22 protein-coding genes are annotated in these 22,304 nt (G+C 56.9%); 21 read left to right on the forward strand and 1 reads right to left on the reverse strand.

All coding sequences use genetic code 11. From position 1 onward, the window contains the following. Positions 1-130 precede the first annotated feature (130 nt). From AAIL66_RS19065 to AAIL66_RS19075, 3 genes are all read left to right on the forward strand, one after another. A complete protein-coding gene (locus AAIL66_RS19065; RefSeq protein WP_034378160.1) occupies positions 131-1,153 on the forward strand; it encodes a sensor domain-containing diguanylate cyclase in 1,023 nt (340 codons plus the stop codon). 120 nt (positions 1,154-1,273) lie between these two features. After that, on the forward strand, positions 1,274-2,743 hold the full coding sequence (locus AAIL66_RS19070; protein ID WP_343497460.1) for a GGDEF domain-containing protein: 1,470 nt from the start codon (positions 1,274-1,276) through the stop codon (positions 2,741-2,743). Between the two features lie 188 nt (positions 2,744-2,931). Then, positions 2,932-3,237, forward strand: a complete 306-nt coding sequence (locus AAIL66_RS19075) for an MliC family protein (protein WP_034378158.1) — start codon at positions 2,932-2,934, stop codon at positions 3,235-3,237. Between the two features lie 149 nt (positions 3,238-3,386). Here AAIL66_RS19075 and AAIL66_RS19080 read toward each other — a convergent pair whose 3' ends face one another. Continuing rightward, complete coding sequence (locus tag AAIL66_RS19080; RefSeq protein ID WP_034378157.1) at positions 3,387-4,277, reverse strand: LysR family transcriptional regulator; 891 nt, start codon at positions 4,275-4,277, stop codon at positions 3,387-3,389. Between the two features lie 169 nt (positions 4,278-4,446). Here AAIL66_RS19080 and AAIL66_RS19085 point away from each other — a divergent pair, with 169 nt between their 5' ends. The 18 genes from AAIL66_RS19085 to AAIL66_RS19170 all read left to right on the forward strand — a co-directional run bounded on the left by AAIL66_RS19085 (position 4,447) and on the right by AAIL66_RS19170 (position 21,639). Further along, complete coding sequence (locus AAIL66_RS19085) at positions 4,447-5,445, forward strand: tripartite tricarboxylate transporter substrate binding protein (protein WP_343497461.1); 999 nt, start codon at positions 4,447-4,449, stop codon at positions 5,443-5,445. A 77-nt stretch (positions 5,446-5,522) separates the two neighbouring features. After that, on the forward strand, positions 5,523-6,806 hold the full coding sequence (locus tag AAIL66_RS19090; RefSeq protein ID WP_034378154.1) for a hypothetical protein: 1,284 nt from the start codon (positions 5,523-5,525) through the stop codon (positions 6,804-6,806). 340 nt (positions 6,807-7,146) lie between these two features. Next, a complete protein-coding gene (gene chrA, locus AAIL66_RS19095) occupies positions 7,147-8,502 on the forward strand; it encodes a chromate efflux transporter (protein WP_343497463.1) in 1,356 nt (451 codons plus the stop codon). A 152-nt stretch (positions 8,503-8,654) separates the two neighbouring features. Then, positions 8,655-9,275, forward strand: a complete 621-nt coding sequence (locus AAIL66_RS19100; RefSeq protein WP_052088756.1) for a YdeI/OmpD-associated family protein — start codon at positions 8,655-8,657, stop codon at positions 9,273-9,275. A gap of 464 nt (positions 9,276-9,739) precedes the next feature. Continuing rightward, positions 9,740-10,948, forward strand: a complete 1,209-nt coding sequence (locus tag AAIL66_RS19105) for an integrase arm-type DNA-binding domain-containing protein (protein ID WP_343497464.1) — start codon at positions 9,740-9,742, stop codon at positions 10,946-10,948. Positions 10,949-11,385: 437 nt separating this feature from the next. Continuing rightward, the gene (locus tag AAIL66_RS19110) at positions 11,386-12,162 is read left to right on the forward strand and encodes a hypothetical protein (protein WP_343497465.1); all 777 of its coding nucleotides are present in this window, start codon (positions 11,386-11,388) and stop codon (positions 12,160-12,162) included. 2 nt (positions 12,163-12,164) lie between these two features. Beyond that, on the forward strand, positions 12,165-12,824 hold the full coding sequence (locus tag AAIL66_RS19115) for a hypothetical protein (RefSeq protein WP_343497466.1): 660 nt from the start codon (positions 12,165-12,167) through the stop codon (positions 12,822-12,824). Between the two features lie 318 nt (positions 12,825-13,142). Next, the gene (locus AAIL66_RS19120) at positions 13,143-13,373 is read left to right on the forward strand and encodes a hypothetical protein (protein ID WP_343497467.1); all 231 of its coding nucleotides are present in this window, start codon (positions 13,143-13,145) and stop codon (positions 13,371-13,373) included. A gap of 3 nt (positions 13,374-13,376) precedes the next feature. Beyond that, a complete protein-coding gene (locus tag AAIL66_RS19125; RefSeq protein ID WP_343497468.1) occupies positions 13,377-13,757 on the forward strand; it encodes a hypothetical protein in 381 nt (126 codons plus the stop codon). Positions 13,758-14,554: 797 nt separating this feature from the next. Then, positions 14,555-14,734: a hypothetical protein gene (locus tag AAIL66_RS19130; protein WP_343497469.1), complete on the forward strand. Its 180-nt coding sequence runs from the start codon at positions 14,555-14,557 to the stop codon at positions 14,732-14,734. 30 nt (positions 14,735-14,764) lie between these two features. Then, positions 14,765-15,094, forward strand: a complete 330-nt coding sequence (locus tag AAIL66_RS19135; protein WP_343497470.1) for an AlpA family phage regulatory protein — start codon at positions 14,765-14,767, stop codon at positions 15,092-15,094. 17 nt (positions 15,095-15,111) lie between these two features. Beyond that, entirely contained in the window at positions 15,112-15,627 is a 516-nt protein-coding gene (locus tag AAIL66_RS19140; RefSeq protein ID WP_343497471.1) for a hypothetical protein, read from the forward strand. A 64-nt stretch (positions 15,628-15,691) separates the two neighbouring features. Continuing rightward, complete coding sequence (locus AAIL66_RS19145; protein ID WP_343497472.1) at positions 15,692-16,216, forward strand: hypothetical protein; 525 nt, start codon at positions 15,692-15,694, stop codon at positions 16,214-16,216. Next, a complete protein-coding gene (locus tag AAIL66_RS19150) occupies positions 16,213-19,098 on the forward strand; it encodes a DUF927 domain-containing protein (protein WP_343497473.1) in 2,886 nt (961 codons plus the stop codon). Before AAIL66_RS19145 ends, AAIL66_RS19150 begins: the two co-directional genes overlap by 4 nt. Next, positions 19,099-19,560 carry a hypothetical protein gene (locus AAIL66_RS19155; RefSeq protein ID WP_343497474.1) on the forward strand — a complete coding sequence of 154 codons (462 nt, stop codon included), beginning with the start codon at positions 19,099-19,101 and terminating at the stop codon, positions 19,558-19,560. A 105-nt stretch (positions 19,561-19,665) separates the two neighbouring features. After that, positions 19,666-20,127, forward strand: a complete 462-nt coding sequence (locus AAIL66_RS19160) for a hypothetical protein (protein WP_087863571.1) — start codon at positions 19,666-19,668, stop codon at positions 20,125-20,127. Between the two features lie 8 nt (positions 20,128-20,135). Continuing rightward, on the forward strand, positions 20,136-20,747 hold the full coding sequence (locus AAIL66_RS19165; protein ID WP_343497475.1) for a hypothetical protein: 612 nt from the start codon (positions 20,136-20,138) through the stop codon (positions 20,745-20,747). Positions 20,748-20,946: 199 nt separating this feature from the next. Next, on the forward strand, positions 20,947-21,639 hold the full coding sequence (locus AAIL66_RS19170) for a hypothetical protein (RefSeq protein ID WP_343497476.1): 693 nt from the start codon (positions 20,947-20,949) through the stop codon (positions 21,637-21,639). Positions 21,640-22,304: the final 665 nt, after the last annotated feature.

The raw sequence follows: 22,304 nt of genomic DNA on the forward strand, positions 1-22,304 counted from the left end.
AGACGTTGGGATCTGGCTTTCATTGCATGATTGAACGATAGTCTCAGTCGAATGAAAGTGATGATGCCTAGGCTTTAGGCTTTGCTTGAGCTGCCGCACTGGTCGTGCGGCCGTACCCCCAAATTGCACCATGCCATCAATTATTCAACGCCTTTCCCAGACCGTCTCCGCATCTCAGAATCTGCCCAGCTTCACGCGACCTCTTCTGGAAATCATGGTGGAAGTGACTGATCTGGAGTCGGCCTATCTCACCACCGTGGATGAGGCGCGCGGTATTCAGAATGTTCTGTATTCCCTCAATACGGGAGAGATGAAGATCCCCGAAGGGCTGGAGGTGCCCTGGCACGACACCTTGTGCAAACGGTCGCTCGACGAAGGGCGTACCTTTACTGACAACGTTGGCGAGTGCTGGGGCGACTCGGATGCAGCGCGTCAACTGGGTATCCAGACTTATGTGAGCACGCCCGTGCGTTTTTCCAATGGTGCGCTGTTCGGCACTTTGTGTGCAGCCAGCGACCATTCAGTCGCGCTGGCAGCGGAGGCCGAGGATCTGCTGCGCCTGTTTGCCAAGATCATTGCAGGCTTTGCCGAGCGCGAGCAACTGGTGAGATCGCTGCAGCATGCCAACGAGGAGCTGGCCTCGTTGGCCATGCTCGATTCCCTGACTGGATTGCCCAATCGCCGCTGCGTGACCGAGGAACTCAACCGACTCATTGCTCATTGCCGCCGCACCCGTGAATGGGTGCTGGTGGGCTTTGTGGATCTTGACCGCTTCAAGCAGATCAATGACCAGTTCGGTCATGAGGCAGGGGATGCATTGCTGCGTGCCATGGCCGAACAACTGCGATCAGGACTGCGCAGCAGTGACATGCTGGCTCGTTTCGGTGGCGATGAATTCGTCATGGTCGGTGCCGGGCCTTTGCTGGATGAAGACGCTGAGGCCGTGATCAGGGAGATGCAGCTGCGATTGAGCAAAGCCTCTGTTGCCCGTTTGCAATTGGCCGACGGGCGTGAGATCGAGTACGCAGGAGCCAGCGTGGGAATGGTCTGCTTGATGCCCGATGACACCGATGTGGATGATGCTTTGCAGAAAGCCGATGCCGCAATGTACAAGGTGAAAGCCGCAAGGCAGAGACTGCCTGAGGTGATCTGACCTGAAAAGACTCCGCAGGGAGTCTTTTTCATTGCGGCGAGATAGTTGCTCGACTCTTGCAAAAGAGGGCTGAGTGCAGGCTTGAAGTCTCGGTAATAATCGTTGGCGGAGGTATCGTTTGTGAAAAATTCGCTCGCAGAAGGTCTGGACTTCGAGGATATGTTCAACCTGGCACCGGTATCGCTCTGGATGGAGGATTACAGCGGCCTGAAACAGATTTTCGATCAATGGCGGGCGCAGGGGGTGAGCGATCTGCTCAGCTTTCTCAAAGAGGATCCGGAACGGCTCAGGCTTTGCAGTCAGTCCTACAAGGTGCTGCGGGTCAATCAGTACACGCTGGACCTGTTTAAGGCCGAAGATGAGGAAACCCTGAAGAGCCGGCTTAGCGAGGTCTTTCGCGGCGACATGCTCGACAGCATCATGAATGAACTGGTCGCTCTCTGGGAGGGGGGGCTCAGTTTCGAGACCCGTTCGGTCAACTATGCCCTGGATGGACGGCGGCTCGATGTGCAGGTGAGGGCGCGTGTACTGCCGGGCTACGAGCAAAGCTGGAGCCGGGTGCTGGTCTCTCTGGAGGATGTGACGGCGGAGGTGCAGAGCACGGTGAAGCTGCAGCGCAGCGAGCAATACGCCAGAGACCTGTTCGAGTACTCCCCGGTGTCGCTGTGGGTTGAGGACTTCAGCGTGGTCAAGCGCCTGATGGACGATGTGCGAGCGCGCGGAATCACCGATTTCCGGACTTTTCTGAAAGTGCATCCGGAATTCGTGACCCGCTGCATGCAGGAAATCCAGGTGCTCGATGTCAATCGCCAGACGCTGCAAATGTTCGGTGCCGAGAGCAAGCAGCAACTGCTGCAGAATCTGTCCAAGGTTTTCAGGGGCGAAATGTACGATTCGTTTGCCGAGCAGCTGATAGACCTTTGGGAGGGGAAGCTGGTGCAGCAGCGGGAAGTGGTGAACTACGGGCTGGCTGGCGATGTGCTCCATATTCATATGGAGTTCGCCATCATGAGCAGCCACGCGGAGAAGTGGGGTTTGGTTCTGCTGTCACTCGTGGATATCACCGCTCGCAAGAAGGCTGAGGCTTATCTTGAATATCTGGGCAAGCATGATGTGTTGACCCAGTTGCGCAACCGCGCTTTCTATACCGAAGAGCTCAACAGGCTGTCGCGCAAAGGGCCCTGGCCCTTGTCCATGCTTGCCATAGATATGAATGGACTCAAGGTCGTCAACGACGAGCATGGGCATACTGCAGGCGATGCCATGCTCAGGCGTATGGGCGAAGTTCTCTCCAAGGCAGTGGATGCGCCGGCCTGCGCCGCCCGCATTGGTGGTGATGAGTTTGTCGTGCTATTGCCGGGAACTGATGAACGTGGTGCCGTGGCATTGCAGGAGCGCATCCTGTCCTTGCTGGAGTTGAACAATCAGTTCTATCCGGGTCACAGCATCCAGGTTTCCATGGGCCATGCCTGTGGCCTGGAAGGCACGCCGATAGAAAGCATTGTTCAAGGGGCGGACAAGGCCATGTATGCTGAAAAAGCACGCCTTTACCGGGACAAGGAGCGCGACAGGCGTGTGAGTTCAGCCTGAGCTCAGATATGCGTCAATCAAGCTCCATTTCGCGTTGCGGTCTGACTCGTTGGCAGGAGCTTGTAGCAGGTTGGGATCTCCCAGCCTGTCGAGACAAAGGTGATCTGCCAAGTGTTGGAAGTGCCACCAGACACAAGAGTTCTTCATGACTGCTTGAGTCTTGCCTTGAAATATCACGGGAGAAGTCTATGAAAGTCATCGGGCTTGCCATGTTCGCCGCAATCGCCGTCAGTGCCTGCAGTTCTGCGCCGTCTCAAGACGCAGACCGTGAAGTTGCATTCACCTGTGCAAACGGAGAATCCATTTCGGTGCGTTTCTCGCCTGCCAACAGCAAAGCAGTCTTGATACGCGGCGGTCAAGGCATAGAGCTTCCACAGCAGCCAAGCGGCTCCGGATTTGTTTACAGCAACGGGCCCAATACCATCCGAGGAAAAGGACTGGATCTGACGGTAGAGGTCGGCCGCATGGTGCCGATTCAATGCAAGGCCCGGTAAGAGGCCCTCTGACTATCGCCGGAATTCCACCCCATCCATGCACATGTACTCGGTTGCGGGCGCAGACCCTTGAGACGCATTTGGCGTTCGCCGTCATCTGACGCTGGAGTTTTCTTGAGTGGCTAGCCTTTGCTGCAGGGCTGGGCTGCTTATGTTGCCAGCTGTTTTTGCAGCTCCTCGACAAAGCATTGCGTGCGTTCCGAAGGTGCCGAATGACTGGGCAGTGCCAGCACCACCTCTACTGAGCACTCGGGCAGGAACGGTTTGATGCAGAGGCTTGACGCAAATGTTGCCGCCACGTAGGGGTTCACTACGCCCAAGCCTGTACCTTGCGCGGCAAGGCAGCAGATGGTGGAGGAGTAGGTGGTTTCGACAGTTGAGCTGGGGCGGACATCATGCTCGAGCATGGTTCGCTGCAGCTGCAGGTAGATGTTGTCGTCGGAATTCAAGGTCAGCAGCAGCTGGTTTTCCAGGTCCTGGACATGCAGGCTGCTGTGCGATGCCAGAGGATGGCCTGGATGCATGACGCAGACGGCCTGGGTCTGATGCAGAACGCTTGCGTTGAGTTCAGGGGAGCCAATGGCCATGGTACTGACGACCAGGTCAAACTGGCCGTGCAGCAGTCCTTCCCGAAGATGTGTAGTACCTAGTGTCTGCAGGCTGATGTGTGTACCCGGGTAGTGCAGCAGAAAATTGTGCAGGGCCGCGGGAACGATGGACAGTCCCAGTGCCGGGGTGCAGCCTATGCGCAGAGTGCCTGCACCGAACTGCCGCAGCCCCTGAAGGTCGCGCTCAATGCGGTCCAGACCTACGAAATGTTGCTGCACCGTCGAAAAGAGCTCCCGTGCCTCTGCAGTCGGGCGCAGCCGCCCTTTATGCATATCAAACAGCTTCAGGTCCGCGCCGGTCTGCATCTGAGCCAGCAGACGGCTGATGGACGGCTGCGTGGTGTGCAGCAGCTGCGCAGCGGCGGTCGTGGTGCCGGTTTGCATCACGGCACGAAATGCTTCAATTTCTTTAAAACTCAAAGGGCGTGGCATGGCGCAATCGGTTTGATGCTGAGGAGGAAGGGTATACCAACCACGTATAGATGAGTTTGAAAAATGAATTTTTCCGAGTAGGTTAGGCTTTCTACACTGACTTCCATACGAATAAGTGCATGCGTTTTCAGGAATTGAGGGCGCATCAATCAATCCAAGGAGTCATTAGATGGTTTGCATTAGCGCTCGTCGCTCTCTGTGTCTGGGAGTGCTGGCTGCCGCAACGTTGGCGAGCGTCGGCTCGGCCTGGGCTGAAGGCAGCTCCGCATATCCCAATCCTGCTCGTCAAATTCGCATCATCGTGCCGTTCACTGCGGGTGGCAGCTCGGACGTGCAGGCCCGTATGCTTGCCGACAGGCTCGGCCGTATGTGGAATCAAGCCGTGGTGGTTGAGAACAAGCCAGGTGCAGGCGGCCATCTGGGTGGGAAATACGTGTCCGATCAGCCGGCGGACGGCTACACGCTGATGGTGGGATCCATCGGATTGCATGCTGCTTACGGGGTTTACAAGAAACTGCCTTACGACCCTGCCAAGGAGTTGCGCGTTGTCACCGTGCTGGCGGAGATGCCTCATGTCGTGGTTGCAACCCCCAACCTGCCGGTCAAGAATCTGCAGGAGCTGACCGAGCTGGCCAAGAAGGATCCAGGCAGCATCAATTTTGGCTCTGCTGGCGTGGGCTCGTCGGTTCGCATGATGGGAGAGCTGTACAAGCTCCAGTCCGGCGCTCCCATTGTTCATGTTCCCTATCGTGGAAGCTCGGCAGCGCTCAATGATTTGCTCGGTGGCCAGATCCAGTTGATGTTCGAGAACCCTCCGACAGTGCTGGCTCATGTCAAGGGCGGCAAGCTCAAGGCGCTGGCGGTGACCGGCAATGAGCGCCTGGCGGCGCTGCCGGATGTGCAGACGACCGGTGAGGCAGGAATGAAGGACTATGTAGCCACATCATGGACCACGGTTGCCGTGTCCTCCAAGGTGCCTCAGGCCCTCGTGCACAAGCTCAGTGAAGACATCCGCAAGGTGGTCAATACACCCGAGTTCCGCAAGGGGCTGCAGGATCAAGGGATGAGTGCCGTGGCCAATACCCTGGCAGAAGCGCAAAGCTTTGTGGCCAAGGAAAAGCAGCGTTGGGACCAGGTGATCGCTGCCGGAAAGATTACGGCGAATTAACCAGAGCCGGGCTTCTTCATGCCCTGCATCGCTTTCGAGTCGCAGCCAGTCGCTGCGACGCTACTGCTTGATATCCAATGACGACCTCTTCTCATTCTTCTTTTGCTCCCTGCCGACGCGTGGGTGACGGCAGCCTTCATCATTTCTTCGGCTACTACAACAAGTCCAACTGGGACAAAGGCAATCGCCTGCTGGCAGCCCAGCAAACGCCCTGGATGGACATTTACCTGACGCCAGAGGTCAAGGCCACGATTGGCTATTTCGACACTCAGGACGGTGACCGCTTTCACGCAGTGGGCGAGACCGGTGCCTGGAACTTCCAGATGGGCAGCCAGCTGCAGTGGTTAGATGGCGCACCGGGTCGCAAGCTGATCTATAACGATCGCACGGGCGATATGTCAGCCCGTTACCCGGGCTTTGGCGCCGTAGTGGTGGATGTGGATACGCAAGAGCGCCGAGTTCTGCCCATGCCCGTGTATGTGGTTGCACCCAGCAGTGCCTGGGCGCTGTCGGTCAACTACCGGCGCCTGTACATCACGCACGAGACCATTGGTTACAGCGAGCCGGGACAGCCTTTTGAATTGCCTCTGGCGCCCGCAGATGACGGCATCTGGTGCATGGAGCTGGCGACAGGTGATTCCCGGTTGCTGGTCAGCTATGAGCAACTCAAGGCATTCCATCATGTGTCGTCGATGGACAAGGCCATCCACTGGGTCAGTCATATCGAGATCAACCCGGCTTCTTCACGCATCCTGTTTTTGCATCGATGGACAGAACGTGTGAAGGATGAGACCTGCTTCCTGCATCGCCTGATCACCATGAACCCGGACGGTTCGGACATGCGCTTGCTGGAGTGCTCCGATCATCCGCTGCCGCAGCTGGCTGACGACTTCGACCCCAGTGCCGCAGGCACGTTTGACTATGAAAAGTCGGAGTACCAGATCTCTCATCCCTTGTGGCAGGACAACGAGCACATCATTGTCTGGGGGCCACATGCCGGCGAGATTCACTACCACCTCTATCACGATGTTGAAGGAGGAGAGGTGAAAGTGATTGGTCGCGATGTGCTGGTGGAAAACGGCCATATGACGTTCTCGCCGGTGAGTACCCGCTGGATGCTGAGTGACACCTATCCAGATGACAGGACACACGAGCGCTTTCTGTTCCTTTTCGACATGCAGACCGGCGAGCGTCGCAATCTGGGCAGTTTCTATGCCACTCCGGAGCTGAGCAAGGAAAACCGCTGTGACCTGCATCCACGTTGGAGTCGTGATGGCAAGCAGGTGTGCATTGACTCGGTGCATGAGAGCCAGCGCCAGATGTATGTGCTGGATGTCTCGTCGATCGTGGAGGCGGCCTGATATTGAAAGCAGCGCTATCGGTGATGATGGTTCTGGTGATCCGAGCTGCGGTGTGCTTCAAGAGGGAAAATTCCGGAGCTCGATGTCTTCGTCTGCGCGAGTGAGCTGCCGCGAAGGAGCTCTGGGCGTTGAGGGCTGAGATGCCTGTCCTTGTGGCGCACAGCAAGTACGGCTCTGCTCCATGTGCTGGCGCTGCTCTCGGTAGCTGCAGACTTTGTCTTCGGCGTGCATGAGAGCTCAGGCGACTGGGCTAGAATTCCTGCATCGGGAAAGCAGCCTCCCGTCCCGCAAGGGTAGACGGTGTCTCGTCCAAGAGCTGGATATTCCCTATGGAGCTTTTATGGACACCGCTTTGCCCAGGCCCACCGATCCGGTTGCGCCAGCCTCTCTTTCGCTTTCAGAAGCGCTGCGTTTCTGGTTGAAGCTTGGATTCATCAGCTTTGGCGGCCCCGCAGGTCAAATAGCACTCATGCATGAGGAGCTGGTAGACCGCCGTCGATGGATTTCCGAGAAGCGATTTCTCCACGCCCTTAACTACTGCATGTTGCTGCCGGGGCCCGAGGCTCAACAGCTTGCAACGTATCTGGGATGGCTGCTGCACCGGACATGGGGTGGCATTTTGGCAGGGGTTCTTTTTGTCCTGCCATCGCTGTTCATCATCATTGCTCTGGCCTGGCTGTATATGGCCCACGGGGACATGCCGGTCATTGCGGGCATTCTCTATGGCATCAAGCCCGCTGTGACAGCGCTTGTGGCACAGGCAGCCTACCGAGTGGGCTCCAGGTCGCTCAAGAGCAGCTGGCATTGGGGCATTGCGGCTGCTGCGTTTGTCGCCATTTTCGCGCTCAATGTTCCGTTTCCGCTTATCGTCATTGCGGCTGCAGCCATCGGTTTCATCGGTGGCAAATTGCGACCTGAGGTCTTTGGTGGCTCCAGCCATGAAAAAAGCGATGCGCGTCAGCCAGTCGGGGCCGCATTGATCGATGACGACACTCCAACTCCGCCGCATGCACAATTTTCCTGGCGAGGATTCTGGAGGGTGTCGCTGGTCTGCCTGACGCTGTGGGGCATCGCAATGGGCGTGCTCGCCACGGCGTTTGGTCTGGAATCACCGCTGGTACAAATGGGATGGTTCTTCACCAAGGCTGCGCTGATGACTTTTGGTGGCGCATATGCGGTGCTTCCCTATGTTTACCAGGGCGCGGTGGAGAACTTCCATTGGTTGACTGCAACACAAATGATCGATGGCCTCGCTTTGGGGGAGACTACTCCGGGCCCTCTCATCATGGTGGTGTCCTTTGTGGCTTTTGTGGGCGGCTGGACAAAAGCGATCTTCGGTGTGGATTCGCTGCTGCTCGCTGGAGTCGTCGCTGCAGTGATCGTGACCTTCTTCACTTTTCTGCCGTCGTTCTTTTTCATTTTCCTGGGTGGTCCCTTTATCGAGTCCACCCACGGCAATCTGAAATTCACTGCGCCATTGGTCGGAATCACCGCTGCGGTCGTGGGTGTCATCCTGAATTTGGCGGTCTTCTTTGCCTACCATGTAGTTTGGCCCCACGGCTTCGCAGGACACATAGAGTGGCCGTCGATTGCCATTGGTCTGGCAGCAGGCATCGCGTTGCTCCGCTTCAAGATCAATGTTATCTACGTCATTGTGGCGGCAGGGCTGACAGGATTGCTTGCGCAATTGTTGTGATCGCTCAAGCCCCTGGTCTGGGGGCGAGTCGTGGGGCATTTTGCGACTGCCATAGGCTGGGAGCTCTGGTTAAACTTGTCTTACCCCACCATCAACCAGGTTCCTGCCTCTATGCCACGAATCGCGCTGATGTTAATGCCGCATAGGTCCAGATGATGCCTACTGTCAAATCCATCATCCCGCTTGAGCTTGCTCCAACCCTGTTCAAGAGCGCCAAAGCCTTCGAGGCCTGGCTGAAGAAGAATCACGCTACTTCCGAAGGTCTCTGGCTCAAGATCGCCAAGCGAGGCTCCAACGAGCCCAGTGTCACCTACCCCGAAGCGGTGGAGATTGCGCTGTGTTGGGGCTGGATCGATGGACAGAAGAAAAGTCTTGACGATCAACACTATCTCCAGCGCTTCACGCCGAGGCGTGCGCGAAGTGTCTGGTCGAGAATCAATGTCAACAAGGTACAGGCACTCATTGAAGCGGGCCGCATGCAGGCCCCGGGTCAGGCTCAGATAGAGGCGGCCAAGGCTGACGGGCGCTGGGCGCGGGCCTACGACGGTGCGCGTACGTCCACGGTGCCCGAGGATCTGCAGGCTGCACTGGATGCCGAGCCGGCGGCCAAGACCTTCTTTGCAAGCATCAATGCCTCTAATCGCTACGCGATACTGTGGCGTATCCAGACTGCCGCGAGAGCCGAGACGCGCGCCAGACGCGTCGCTCAGCTGGTGGAGATGCTTGCCCGCGGCGAAACCATCCATCTCTTCAAGCCGCGTGCCAAGGCTTGATTGCGAAGTACGCATGCGTATGGGCATTTTGCATTGAGCGGCCCGCGCTCCTGTTGCTGTCTGGTTGCCTGCGGCGAAAAGCATGACTCATATACCAGCGCCAGAGAAGGGCTGGTCGATATTCACGTCGATGAGGGCAAGGGCTGGGTGGCGAGGGGGAGATGAAGCCAGGAGGCAAAACTGGGGGCATCTGAAATGTGCCCCCAATTTTTAAAAATGTGCCCCCAAATGTGCCCCCTGATGCCCCCGGATTGCGGCACACTTCTACGGACTCCGATGCACTTCAAATTGAGGTCTACAGAGGAGAAAAAGAAAAAGGCCGGAAGGTTATGCACCTTCGCGGCCTTGAATTTGGTCCCCGACAGGAATCACACTAGGTTCTCTAAACCGCATGGATATTAGGCTTCGTAAAAACGAGCCTAAGATGTACCCCCAAATGTACCCCCAGCCATGCGAGGATGCTCATGAAACTGACCGATGCCAAGCTGCGCAACCTGAGCGAGACCGGCAAATACTTCGACGGCGGCGGGCTGTTTCTCGACTTCACCAAGACTGGCGCCAAGTACTGGCGGCTCAAGTACCGCAGCAACGGCAAAGAGAAGCTGCTGGCCCTGGGTGTCTATCCGGCTGTCGGCCTCAAGGATGCACGGGAACAGGCCGTGCAGGCTCGCATGCTCATTCAGTCCGGCAGTGATCCGGTAGAGCAGCGCAAGGTAGGCAAGGTCAAGGCCGAGACAGAGGCCGTCAACACACTGCAGGCCGTGACCGCTGAATGGCTGGAGCATCAGGCCGCCCGGTGGGAGCCTGTCACCCTGCAGCGCATACAGGCCTCTCTGGAAAACGACATCCTGCACATCCTGGGCGCAAGGCCGCTGGCCAGCATCACGCCGCTGGAGGTCATGGCTGCCGTCAAGGTGATCGAGGCCCGTGGCGCGGGCGAGCAGGCGGGTAGGGTGCTGCAACGGGTCAAGGCCATCTTTCGTTGGGCCGTCATTCACGGGCGGCTGCAAAGCAACCCCATGGTGGATCTGGTGCCGTCCGAGATCCTGCGGCCCCGTGAAGTCAAACACCGTGCCGCCATCGACGACCGCGAGCTGCCCGAGTTCCTGGCCCGGCTCGACGCCTATGACGGCGTGCTGCACACCGTCAGTGCCTTGCGCTTGCTCATCCTCACCGCCACGCGCCCCGGCGAGGCACGCGGTGCCCGCTGGGACGAGATCGACCTGGACACTGCTGTGTGGACTATCCCTGCCGAGCGCATGAAGATGCGGCAGGAACACCGTGTGCCCCTGTCGCGGCAGGCCGTGGCTGTGCTGCAGCAGATGCGGCCCATCTCCGAGCGGCTGGAGCTGGTCTTTCCCAGCCCGTTCTACAGCACCAAGCCGCTGAGCGAGAACACCTTCAACTCGGCCATGGCCCGCATGGGCTACAAGTACCTGGCCACGGCCCACGGCTTTCGGGCCTTGTTCTCGACCGTGGCCAACGAGGCAGGCTGGCGCCCCGATGTGATCGAGCGGCAACTTGCCCACAAGGAGCGCAACCAGGTGCGGGCCGCCTACCACCGTAGCACCTATATGACAGAGCGCACCCAGCTCATGCAATGGTGGGCCGATTACCTGGATGCCCGCAGAGCAGGGCAGACCCTGGCCATGCCCCAGCAGGCCAGAGGTTAGACCGCTCCAGACACAAGAGACAGACCACCAGCCGCCCGCCGAGGCGGCTTTTTTGTGCCTGCTAACCAAGAAGTGTCACTTTGTTACAACGCATTTTGCTTTGGGAATATTTCTGCAAAAACCGTGGGAACGCGGGAACAACCGTAGCAGAAATGCCGGAAACGTTGATGCAATAAGCGATAGTTGCTATCAAATTGTGTGGGAACAGAGTGGGAACCAGATGGGAACAGAGTGGGAACAGAAAGAAAAATAAGACAAACTAACTAACCTGTATTAAGTGCTTGCTTTGATGACTTGATTGCATATGCCATTCGAGTTCTCTTAATTATCAAAATTAATCCTATATTGACATGGCTACTTTTGGAATTCACTTTGACGGACCAATAACAGTCGACCATAAGGTTTCAATCAGAGTACTTTCTCGAACGTATGAGCATATGCAACGTGCCATTGACCGAGCGTATCTCATTGAGAGCTATGGGCAAGTCTGGAAACATGCTCGACTTACAAATGAGCAGTACAAAGACACCGAGTTTATTGCGGAATACCCCAGAGAAGGGGGGATAATTTTAGATGCAGTAAAAGAAGGAGCAAATGCCATAGTTGATAGAATTGCTGCAGCCATACATCCTGTATTTGAAGAGGCATCAAATAGAGCAGTTATTCAGAGTAATAGCTTGGCAAGGCAAATATCCGCGAGAAAAGAGTATATTCAGGGTGTAGGGGCTCGCACTCAGTCTTTCCAAGATGTGATTGATAATCCTCCTCCAAACTGGGCGTCGGCATATTCAAATAGATCTGTCATAAAGGAAGTTGATCAACTGGTTAAGCAAATCACGCCTGAGGATTTGGCAGGGAGTACGGCAGAAATTACTATTAACGGAGAAGTAGCTCATTTGCCATATTTCTTTACGGCTCAAACGGCAAGGCGATTTCATGCAATATCGTCTAAACGTGAGCTTGGTGCTCCGCTTATATTGAAGGCTAAGATTAGATCACTTGATAGGGGCAACAAGACAACAAAGCCAAGTGCGAAAATTGAGAACCTGCATACAAACAGAGATGTTATATTGCACTTAAGGTCTATTGAAGACTTTAACGAATTGCGACCATTTCATAATGGTGAACCTATTCAAATTTATGTCTGTCCGATCGTCGAGGCGCTTGGGTTTGATGTAAATGGTGGGGATTTATATTATTTGGCTGTGGCTTAATTATGCCTTCGTGGGAATCTGTTGAAAAATCATATACTGATGCAATACAGGCAGTATTTCCTTTGCATAGAGTATTTATCTTTGCATGTGGATTGCTAATTTCTATTGCCATAAATAAGCAGACTCATTTAAGTATTTCTGAAAGTGTTGCAAATATTAATATCTCTATTTTTTCTGAACCATCAAAATTACTAAAGGAATTCGTAGTTTACGATTTGATTTTTGGTTTTTTTATGGTGTTTTCTGGCTGGTTGTTCTCGAGAATTATTTTGAGATGTTTTCTTTACCTAGCAGCTCGCTCTAGCAAGATTTGGGAAAAAATAAACTCCAAACAGCCCCAATTCAATTTCGGCGAAGAATTGAAAATTTCAGAGAGGAAAGAAGCTGTTGAATGGATAGACTCAATGACAAATGACGTAAAGTTAAGGATTAGAAATATTAATTTCAATTCGGAGCTTTTTGCAGGTATTGGATTTGGATTATTGGTCGCATTTCATTGGGGGAATGTAATTGATTTTCTATTGTTTATTTTATTAATATCTATATCTGCTTATCTAAGTCTAAAGTCTATTTCAGTATTTATATCGGATTATCTTGGGCCTCACTCTGTAAAAGAGATTATTCAGTCTGGAGAAGTTAAAAAAACAATGGATGGTTTCTAATTTAAAAACCTAAAAAGATTTTTATTCGATATCAACGCTAGGTTCACATCTAGCACAGCAATGTGCTACATTCCACCCATCACGCCAGTAAAGCGTGATCGGGATTGGTCTCCTGGTGAACTCGCTGCGACAAAAGCCGCAGTTTCCGCAATGGATTGCGGCTTTGTTGTCGGTGCCCCTTTTATGGTGGCTCGGCAGGCAGGCGCAAGCCTGGCCGGTTCGCGCAAGCGGGTTCCCGGTAGACCAACCTGTCGAGCTACCGCCCTGATTGGTCTCAGCGTGGTGGTTTTAGAAAACCGAACCTGCTTGGAGGCCGTCATGGCTACCATCTCCCCCGCACACGCCGCTGTGCAATCCAATGCGCCAACTACGGGCAGCAACACCCCCGATCCCATCAAGCTGCATATGCAGGCGCTCAACAGCCTGAGCCGCTGCAAAGCCATGCTCACGGCCCGCGAGCCGATGTACCTGTTTGCTCAGCAACTGCTGGCAGAGGCACAGCAGGCCATCGCCACGCTGCAATCCATCGACTTGAACCCGGAGGGCTGAGCCATGACAGCCCTCAACACCTCTGCTGCCCGCAACGCAGTGGCAGCGCAGCCGTGCCCGTCTTTTGCGCCGCTGTACACAACCCCTATCGACGCCACCTCGGATCCACAAGCCCGGCTCTCGCACCGCGAAGCGCGCCAGCTGGTGTGCGAGATCCGCACATGGGCACGCCAGTTCAACGCACCCGATGCAAAGGCGCTGGCCGCAGCCATGGATGACATGGAGCGCCTGCTGCTTTGGCTGTGGACGGAGATGGACGAAAGCCTGCTGCGTTTGACGCTGGCCGAGTCCGCATCAACCCCCGAAAAAGCCGCCGAACTGCGGGCCGAGTCCATGCAGTTTTTGGGCCGCTGGCTGGGCCGTCAGGGCACCTCTCAGGGTTGACCCAACCTTTCTGGAGCAAACCGCAGGGCCGGACTGGCCCTGTGCTCCGGCGGGTCATCTGATATCAGTTGCTATTAATTTGGTAGTTAATTTTGTTGCTGCATAAGTGTTTGCAGGGTGCGTCAAAAATTTGTGAACTCGTTCACCTGGAAATGTCGCGGCACTCCTCAGACCATCGCCAGCACCTGTCCTAGTTGGACTTCTTTGGACTTCGATGGAGAGCGAGCCATGAAGGAAGAGACCTGTTTAGCGGTGATTTGCTATCAATTCGAGAGTCAAGGCTGTTGCTGCATAAGGGTGCAAGAGGGCGGAACTAATTTAGAGAACTACTTCCTCTGGAAACTTCCGCCCGCTGCTCAGACCATCGTCAGCACCTGTCCTCGCTGGACTTCTTTGGACTTCGATGGAGAACGAGCCGTGCAGAGCAAAGACTTTTTCAACAGCAGATTGCTATCAATCCGAGAGTTGAGGTCGTTACGGCGTAAGCGCTCAAGGGGGCGGAAGCAAATTTGTGAAATGTTCACATGGAAATTTCCGCCTGCTGCTCGGACCATCGCCTGCATTCGTCTTTACCGGACTTCTTTGGACTTTGTTGGAGAGGTTCTCATGCCTTGTGCCGCTCGAAATCATTCAAGAGTTGCTATCAATTTCATTGCTCGACTTGAGTCTGGATAAGCCCTTGTTGGGTGCGACAGAAATTAAAGACATGTGTCGCAGTGACTTGTCGCAGCACTCCTCAGACCATTGCCTGCACTGACTTTCTTGGACTTACCTGCACTTTGTTGGAGAGACAAAACATGCATCACCGATCACAAGCCACGCGTGCCGTTTTGGCTGCCAGTGCCCATTACTGGCGCATGCACATCAATGCCCGCCAGTCGTTGCCAAACCCTGCGTCGCGCCGCTTCGCACGTATTGCTGCAGGCCCGTGCAAACAGGCTGCATCCATCGCGCCGGCCAAGTTGCGCCAGGGCTGAGGTTTCCCACTTTTCTACGGAGAGCAAGACATGAACGTGCATGACATCCACGCCGCGCCGTCCCGCCAAGAAGCTGATGCCTGCAAGAAGCGCCGCCGCTCCGTGCCGGTGGCTGTGTATGCCAAGGGCGGCTTGCAGCCGGGCGACCGCCTGCTGCCGCTGGCCGAAGTGGAACGCATGACTTCGGCCAAGAAGAGCTGGATTTACTACCGCATCGGGCAGGGGCTGTTTCCACGTCCGATCCGCCTGTGTGCAGGCCGCCGCGTGGCCTGGAGCGAGCGGGCCATTCAAGCCTGGATCGAGGCCCAGTCTGCCGGTGCAGGCGAGCCTGCTGCAGATCTGCCGACCCCTACCGAATAACTCTTGCAGGAGGTTTGATGACTTCAACCCCGAACACTTCGCTGCAGCCCACGGCTGCGGCCAACTACGTCGTTCAGGCCGCCCGTGTGGCAGCGCAATCGCGCATGGAGGGGGCGGCCCAATTCCTCAAGCTTCAGGTGCCTGCCGATGGTGCGCTGTACAAGCTGCGCCTGCCTTCAGTGGCTGGCCAGCAACGCTGGCTGCAGTTCATCTGGCCCGGTGTTTTGCAGCTGGTGGATGGCCAGGGCACGGTGCTGAAAGAAACGATTGCCGGATGGATGGAGCGCGATATGCCCTATGAGCTGAGTCTGCTGCGCAAGCGCAAGAAGGCCGATGCCGTGCTGCTGACTGCGGTGTGGCGTAGGCCGCACCGGGCGCCGTTCAGGCTGACGTTCGATGCATCGGGCGTGCTGCGTGTCTGCCATGCGAGAACCAAGGATTGCTACGGCTATTCGGAGCCAGGCATTCCATCTGTGCTGAGCCGCAATTACACGGGCTTGAGCTTTCACGATCTGCTGCCGAGGTTGCAATGAGCAATGCACTGATGACATTGGCTTTGAGCGGCGTGCCTGAAGGCAAGCCAGAAGGAGAGAAGGCATGAGCCGTTTACCCGATCAATCGACACCCAGCCCAGCTACCGAGAAAGCAATTCAGGCAGCCCGGTTGCAGGCACAAAAGCTGCTGAAGCTGGCAACCGAGCATCTGCATGCCAACAAGGTGCCGGAGGATGAAGTGCTGCATCAGGTGCAGATTCCTGCAGACCCCGGCAATCCGCATGCAACGCTGCATTTACAGATTGCGTGGCCGGGTGTGCTGCAACTGGTGAAGGCCCGCGTTGGCTTGCTGCAAAGCGCCAATCTGGCCAATGCGGGCTGGGTGATGCGAGACAGGCTGGCCCAGCTGCATGCGCTATGCCCGGCGGATCGTGTGCTGCTCAAGGCGACCATCCACCGTCCGCACACAACGCCGGTGAAAGTGACTTTTGATGCATCGGGCGTGTTGCGTGTGATGCATTTCCGCACGCGCAAGCTGCTGGCCGTTTCGGTGCCGGGCGCGCCGTTCAAGTTGTCGCCCGAGTTTCAGGCGCTGACGTTTCACGACCTGATGCCGAGGCTGCGATGACTGGAACGCCGATTTCTGTCGCTCTGTTGGGCGAGGCGCTGGGCTTTATCCCGGCAAGCCTGCCGCGTGACGAATGGGCACGCGTGGGCATGGCGATCAAGAGCGAGTTTCCGGACGATGCGGGCTGGGGACTGTTTCGAGACTGGAGCGCCAGGGATGCGGCCAGTTTCGACAAGGCTGCGGCGCTGAGCACATGGCGCAGCATCAAGGCCGGTGGCGGGGTGGGTGTTTCCACCTTGCTTTATCTGGCCAAGCAACATGGCTTCAAACTGCCGCGGCGAAGCAAGGGGCCGCATGTGCCGGGCAAGCCGTTGCAGGGCAGGGCGGTGCAAAAGTCTGCCGCTGCTAAGGCCGCCGAAGAGGCGCAGCAAAGGGCTGCTCATCAAGCCGTGGCGCAGCAGGCCGTGCAGCAGTGGGATGCCGCCAGCACCACGGGCAGGAGTGCCTATTTGCAGCGCAAGGGCGTGATGGGCTACGGCGTGCGATATGCCGCTGATGGTTGCTTGCTGGTGCCGCTGCGTGACGAAAAAGGCGAGCTGTGGAATGTGCAACGCATTGCCCCAGCCAAGCCTGCGAAGGGGGCGGACAAGCTGTTTTTGAAGGGCGGCAGAAAGTCGGGCCTGTGGCACATGCTGGGCAGTGCAGACGCGGCCGAAACAGTGCTGCTGGCCGAGGGCTACGCCACTGCCGCCAGCTTGCGGCAGGCCACGGGATTGCCAGTGGCCATGGCCTTTGATGCGGGCAATCTGCTGCATGTGGCCAAGGCCTTGCATGGGCTGATGCCCGACGCCTTGCTGGTGGTGTGCGGCGATGACGATGCAGCCGCCGAGCAGAAGATGGGCCGCAATACCGGGCGCAGCAAAGCCAGTGCAGCCGCTGCGGCGGTGGGCGGTGCGGTGGTCTTCCCCAAGGATCTACCGGACGGCGGCAGCGACTTCAACGACATGCATCTGGCCTGCAGCCTTGAGGCCGTGAAGGCGTGCGTAATGGATGCGATCGAAGAGCACCACAAGAATGCCGCCCAGGCTGCAGAGTCACAGCAAAGGCATGAGTTGGGGCCTGATGCTGCGCCTGTGCAAACGGGCGACGACCCGTTCAGCGTGACGCAATATGGCGTGTGGTTTCATGGCCGCGACAAGGACGGCAACCCGGCCCGCCCGCTGTGGTTGTGCTCGCCCCTGCAGGTGGAGGCGCTGACGCGCAATCAGGAGGGCATGGGCTGGGGCTACCTGCTGACCTTTGAAGACCCACTGGGCGTGCCGCGCCAATGGGCCATGCCCGCCCGCATGTTGAGCGGCGACGGCGGCGAGTACCGGGGAACGCTGCTGAACATGGGGCTGCGCATTGCCACTGCACCCATGGCCAGAAACCGGCTGACCGAGTACATCCAGACCCGCAAACCCGGTGCGTTCGCTAGCTGCACAGACCGCATAGGCTGGCACAAGCGGGCCTTTGTACTGCCGCATGAAACCATTGGCGACGAGGACGAGCGCATTGTTTTTCAGTCAGAGGCACCAATGGAAAACACTTTCAGCATCAAGCGCGATGTGCAGAGTTGGGTTGATCGAATCGGGCGGCTGTGTGCAGGCAATAGCCGCTTGGTATTTGCCGTGTCCTGTGCGTTCGCAGGGCCGCTGCTGCGACCGGCAGGCATGGAGTCTGGCGGCTTTCATCTGCGTGGTGATAGCTCTTGCGGCAAGACAACAGCACTGCGGCTGGCTGCCAGTGTGTACGGCGACCAGAACTATATGCAGCGCTGGCGCACCACAGACAACGCCCTGGAAGCGATAGCGGCCCAGCACTGCGACAGCTTGCTGATTCTGGATGAGCTGGCCCAGGTCGAAGGCAAGGTGGCGGGCGAGTGTGCCTACATGTTGGCCAACGAGCAGAGCAAGGCACGGTCAACACGCACTGGTGCAGCACGGGCAAGGCTTTCTTGGCGTTTACTTTTTCTGAGTGCAGGCGAGTTGGGGTTGGCCGACCACATGGCAGAAGGAGGCAAGCGCACGCGCATCGGGCAAGAGGTGCGAATGGCCGATATTCCTGCCGATGCAGGTGCAGGATTGGGGGCGTTTGAGCAGTTGCACGGCATGAGCGATGGAGCCGAGTTTTCTATGCATCTGGCGCGTGAGGCTCAGCTTTGCCATGGGGCGGTGGGTCATGCCTTTTTGCAGTGGGCGGCAGGGCAGGCGCCCACGCTGGGCAAGCGCTTGCGCCAAGAGGTGGGCATTCTGGCTGCGTCGTGGACTCCTGGCAAAGTGAGTGGCCAAGTGGCGCGTGTGGCGGCTCGTTTTGCTCTGGTTGCGGTGGCCGGTGCCATGGCAACCGAAGCGGGCCTGACCGGCTGGAAGGAGGGCGAGAGCGAGGACGCGGTGAAAGCCTGCTTTGACGCATGGCTGGCCAGCCGTGGCGGATCTGGCAATGGTGAAGTGACGGCCATGCTGCGGCAGGTGCGGGCCTTCTTTGAAGCGCATGGCGAGGGCCGCTTTACGTGGTGGCATCGAGCCGCCGACGATCACAGCGTGAAGACTCTGCAGCGGGCCGGATACCGGCGTTTGGTCGACGCAGAGGGCAAGCCTGTGAAGGCCGAGCCGAAGGTGAGCGGCCCACGCCTGAACGGCGACGATCAGCGGCTGTATGACGAGCTGCTGCCTGCGGTGGCCACGGAGGATATGCAGGTGGAGTTCTTTGTGTTGCCCGAGGTGTTCCGCAACGAGGTCTGCAACGGCTACGACTACACGGCGGTGTGCAGCGTGCTGCTTCAGTATGGCTGCCTGAAGCCAGGCAAGGGCCGTAGCTACGACGACAAGCAGCGCCTGCCCGGACTGGGGCAAGCACGCTGCTATCGCATCACGTCAGCGATCTATGAACTGGAGGTGTGAGTGACCGAGTGCAAGCGAACGAGGCAGGCCAGCCGCCTGCCGGAGAACCCCATTCGACGCATGCGCATTGCAGCCCGTTTGCTGCGTGAGCAGCACGCCGAGCTGGCTTCATGGCTGGAGGTGGCGGTGCAAGAACACATCCGGCAGGGCACCGATATGGACAGGGCGCTGGGCTTTGCGGGCACGCTGGGCCGCACGCCTCGTTTTGATGTGCTGCGTGTGTGGCGCAACCGCCTGTTGTCGCGTGCATTGCTGCATCTGCATGGCGATATGCGCGCGCTGCACCGCGAAGTGCTGCTGTACCTGGAGCGGGTTCCCGAGTACCTCAAAGACCGGCAGCAGCCCGACATGAACTGGACTGCCGCACGCCGTTTGATACACCGTGCCCATCGTCAGGGGCTGGGCCTGCCCGCCACGCTCGACGGGCTGCGCAAGGCCTTGCGAAACATGGGCTGCAACTGAGTTGAAAGCGTGAATCGCCCTCTGAATACGCGGCCTGTGGCTGTTGATTCTCGGGCTGCGGGGCGAGCATGGCTCTTGTCACAACGACACTTGAACGGAGAGCACATGCCAAGCTATGACAAAGCAAAGATGATGCGGCTGCTGGAGGCAAAGCGGGCCATCCATCTGACCTCGAATGATTTTTACCACCGCCTGCGAGAGCTGAGAGAGCACATCGGCGGCAAGCGCACCTTCATGCGCAGCAACGCCAATATGTACGAGAGCCGGGATCAGGTGGAGTCCATGCTTGAACTGCCGCTGGACAAAGCACGTGCTTTGACGCGGGAGCAGGTCGAGAAATTCCAGCGACCCACATACACCGGCTCGGGCACCCAATACGACGTGGCACCAACGGGCATCAGCTACGGCCTGTGGGGCGAGTACCTGCAACTGCTGGAACGCCAGCAGCGCCTGGAAGCTGAAAAAGAGCGCGTGAAAGCGGCCCAGAGCGAGCAATTTGCATGCGTGGATCCGCTGGTGAAAGCCGTCATTCAATGGGGCTTCAACTCCCCCGAGCACGAGCTGTGAGGTTGAGCATGGAACTGATTCAAAAAATCGACAAGCTGCGCGAGCAGATCGCGCAGATCAAGGAAGAAATCGACTGGCTGGTGCAGGCACCGCTGTCCCGCGAAGACCTCAAGGTTCGTGTGTCCGCGTGGTTCGATCGCATGTCGAGCGATGCCGCCGAGGTCAACAACAAGTTCCTGAGCCTGCGCAATCCGGGGGCATCTATCACCGAGGTGAACCCCTTGGGCGTGACTCAGGGGGTGAATTTGCCCGTGGGGCAAAGCAATGCTTCGGGGATGCTGAATATCTCGATCGCACCGCAGCTGATCTGGCTGTTTGGCGACACCATCAAAAAGGTATTTCTGTCCAAGGTGGACGCCATGGACTATGTGCCCGGCCTGCCATTGACCGAACGCACCACACGCCGCGAACAGCTGACCACGCAGCTGCGTACGCTGGAGGAAAAAGAAGAAGAACTGATCTGTGAAGCCGAGCTGGCCCACCTGCCGATCTACCGTCGGGCCGACGCCGACCCTGCCGTGGTGCTGGCTTACGACCCAGACGGAGACATGGGGGCACAAGGTGCACGGCTGGTGAGCGTCAGCAGCAGCGCCCCCACATCGAACCCAGCCGCGCCCTAGAGCGAGAGCGTTTGCAGGTTTGTGGTGACGGGCTTTACTCCTTCGCCCACGAATTGACCACTACGGGTCTGCAAGCGTGAATGGCTGACATGACAGAGCTACGGCTGTCATTGCCTTGTGACAGAGGCTTCAAGGACTCCTTCGGGAGTCCTTTTTTTGTTGGGCACCTATCAAAGACTGATGCCAGAATTCACACCACTTGAAAAAGAAATACGGGGTCGATATGGAGGAGTTGCTCGCGTGGATGAATGCAAATCCGAATCTCTCGGGTTGGGCGCAAACTGCTGGTGCGCTCTTTGCGTTGCTAATTGCAATAGCGGTGCCTTGGATGCAGCACGCTGCCCAGAATCGTCGAACCAAGTTGATGGAGCTTGAGCACAATATTTATCTGTCACAAGCCACTATGTTGCTACTACGTGATGCTCAGAATCTTAACGAACGGGCTCGGCAGCTAGCGGATCTACCAAAGCATGAAATCCATGATCCAGTGATGGTGACCGACCTCTTGGAGCGCTTGCGGACCTTAGATGCAAAGGACAACAGTGTTCCTCGTCAGACATCGCAATACATCGCCCGAGCCGCTGTACTTCGGGTCAATCACTACCTGGATTCTGGGCAGGCTCGGTCTAGAGAGCTGAGTCCTGAGGTGCTTAAGCTGCTGCAGGATGACTATTCCTACATGGAGAACGAGCACAAAAAAATTGAATTCTTAAGTGAAGAATTTCAGTATGAGCAAGCCAAGTTACAGGTCGCATGGTTGAAGCGCCCCGTTGTTTGGTATGCCTTCAAGACCAAAGCAGGCCAACTTTGGCTGGATGAAATGAGTGCAAAGGAAACGCAAAAGCTAAAGGAGCGGCAAGGAATACAGCCGCCGGGTGATTCACTGAAGTAATGAGGGCTATGGGCACACATAAATCTGTTCCCACGTTCCCACTGCGAATTTGGCTGTTCCCACAGATCAGTGGGAACAGTTTTTATTAATTAAATCATTGGCTTGCGCGTATTTTCGAGTGTGTTCCCACTGTTCCCACTAAAAAAGAGTCACACCCCGAAGGAAGTGCGGTTGCATGTGTGCTTCAGCTGCAATCTGTTCCCACGTTCCCACTGCGAATTTGGCTGTTCCCATAGATCGGTGGGAACAGTTTTTGTTAATAAAATCATTGGCTTATGCGTATTTTTCTGCGTGTTCCCACTGTTCCCGCTAAAAAAGAGTCATACCCCGAAGAAAGCTGCGTGAGTGCATGCAGTTGCCGCGCCTGTTCAACGAGTTTTGACCGAGCGAATGCAGTTGGTGCGGCGGCCCCGGAGGGGGCTGGGCAAGGCCTTCTGTGCGCTGCAACGGATAGCAGTGAGGCAGGCATGGCACCAGAGAAGACAGTGCTCGGGCAGCCTTCTGGTGCCGATACGGGCGTGCATGGGTATGGCCACGGCCTGCAGGGCATGCCCAAAAACATTTCTCTATGACGCGGATGCCCCGAGCCGCATGTGCCCGCTGTTCTACGGCCCTCTATAGGGGGTTGTGTAGTGAGACCGGCCACGGGTCCTTCCTGTATAGCT

Origin of the sequence: Comamonas sp. F1-6 (assembly GCF_039581415.1) — a bacterium.
Classification (GTDB): Bacteria; Pseudomonadota; Gammaproteobacteria; order Burkholderiales; family Burkholderiaceae_C; genus Comamonas; species Comamonas thiooxydans.

What these genes read in the sequence shown, in the direction of transcription:
- AAIL66_RS19150 (WP_343497473.1), top strand. Translation starts at nt 16,213, where the DNA reads ATGACTGGAACGCCGATTTCTGTCGCTCTGTTGGGCGAGGCGCTGGGC.
- AAIL66_RS19105 (WP_343497464.1), top strand. Translation starts at nt 9,740, where the DNA reads ATGAAACTGACCGATGCCAAGCTGCGCAACCTGAGCGAGACCGGCAAA.
- AAIL66_RS19165 (WP_343497475.1), top strand. Translation starts at nt 20,136, where the DNA reads ATGGAACTGATTCAAAAAATCGACAAGCTGCGCGAGCAGATCGCGCAG.
- AAIL66_RS19135 (WP_343497470.1), top strand. Translation starts at nt 14,765, where the DNA reads ATGAACGTGCATGACATCCACGCCGCGCCGTCCCGCCAAGAAGCTGAT.
- AAIL66_RS19140 (WP_343497471.1), top strand. Translation starts at nt 15,112, where the DNA reads ATGACTTCAACCCCGAACACTTCGCTGCAGCCCACGGCTGCGGCCAAC.
- AAIL66_RS19100 (WP_052088756.1), top strand. Translation starts at nt 8,655, where the DNA reads ATGATGCCTACTGTCAAATCCATCATCCCGCTTGAGCTTGCTCCAACC.
- AAIL66_RS19065 (WP_034378160.1), top strand. Translation starts at nt 131, where the DNA reads ATGCCATCAATTATTCAACGCCTTTCCCAGACCGTCTCCGCATCTCAG.
- AAIL66_RS19160 (WP_087863571.1), top strand. Translation starts at nt 19,666, where the DNA reads ATGCCAAGCTATGACAAAGCAAAGATGATGCGGCTGCTGGAGGCAAAG.
- AAIL66_RS19090 (WP_034378154.1), top strand. Translation starts at nt 5,523, where the DNA reads ATGACGACCTCTTCTCATTCTTCTTTTGCTCCCTGCCGACGCGTGGGT.
- AAIL66_RS19145 (WP_343497472.1), top strand. Translation starts at nt 15,692, where the DNA reads ATGAGCCGTTTACCCGATCAATCGACACCCAGCCCAGCTACCGAGAAA.
- AAIL66_RS19120 (WP_343497467.1), top strand. Translation starts at nt 13,143, where the DNA reads ATGGCTACCATCTCCCCCGCACACGCCGCTGTGCAATCCAATGCGCCA.
- AAIL66_RS19075 (WP_034378158.1), top strand. Translation starts at nt 2,932, where the DNA reads ATGAAAGTCATCGGGCTTGCCATGTTCGCCGCAATCGCCGTCAGTGCC.
- AAIL66_RS19115 (WP_343497466.1), top strand. Translation starts at nt 12,165, where the DNA reads ATGCCTTCGTGGGAATCTGTTGAAAAATCATATACTGATGCAATACAG.
- chrA (WP_343497463.1), top strand. Translation starts at nt 7,147, where the DNA reads ATGGACACCGCTTTGCCCAGGCCCACCGATCCGGTTGCGCCAGCCTCT.
- AAIL66_RS19080 (WP_034378157.1), bottom strand. Translation starts at nt 4,277, where the DNA reads ATGCCACGCCCTTTGAGTTTTAAAGAAATTGAAGCATTTCGTGCCGTG.
- AAIL66_RS19085 (WP_343497461.1), top strand. Translation starts at nt 4,447, where the DNA reads ATGGTTTGCATTAGCGCTCGTCGCTCTCTGTGTCTGGGAGTGCTGGCT.
- AAIL66_RS19125 (WP_343497468.1), top strand. Translation starts at nt 13,377, where the DNA reads ATGACAGCCCTCAACACCTCTGCTGCCCGCAACGCAGTGGCAGCGCAG.
- AAIL66_RS19110 (WP_343497465.1), top strand. Translation starts at nt 11,386, where the DNA reads ATGCAACGTGCCATTGACCGAGCGTATCTCATTGAGAGCTATGGGCAA.
- AAIL66_RS19130 (WP_343497469.1), top strand. Translation starts at nt 14,555, where the DNA reads ATGCATCACCGATCACAAGCCACGCGTGCCGTTTTGGCTGCCAGTGCC.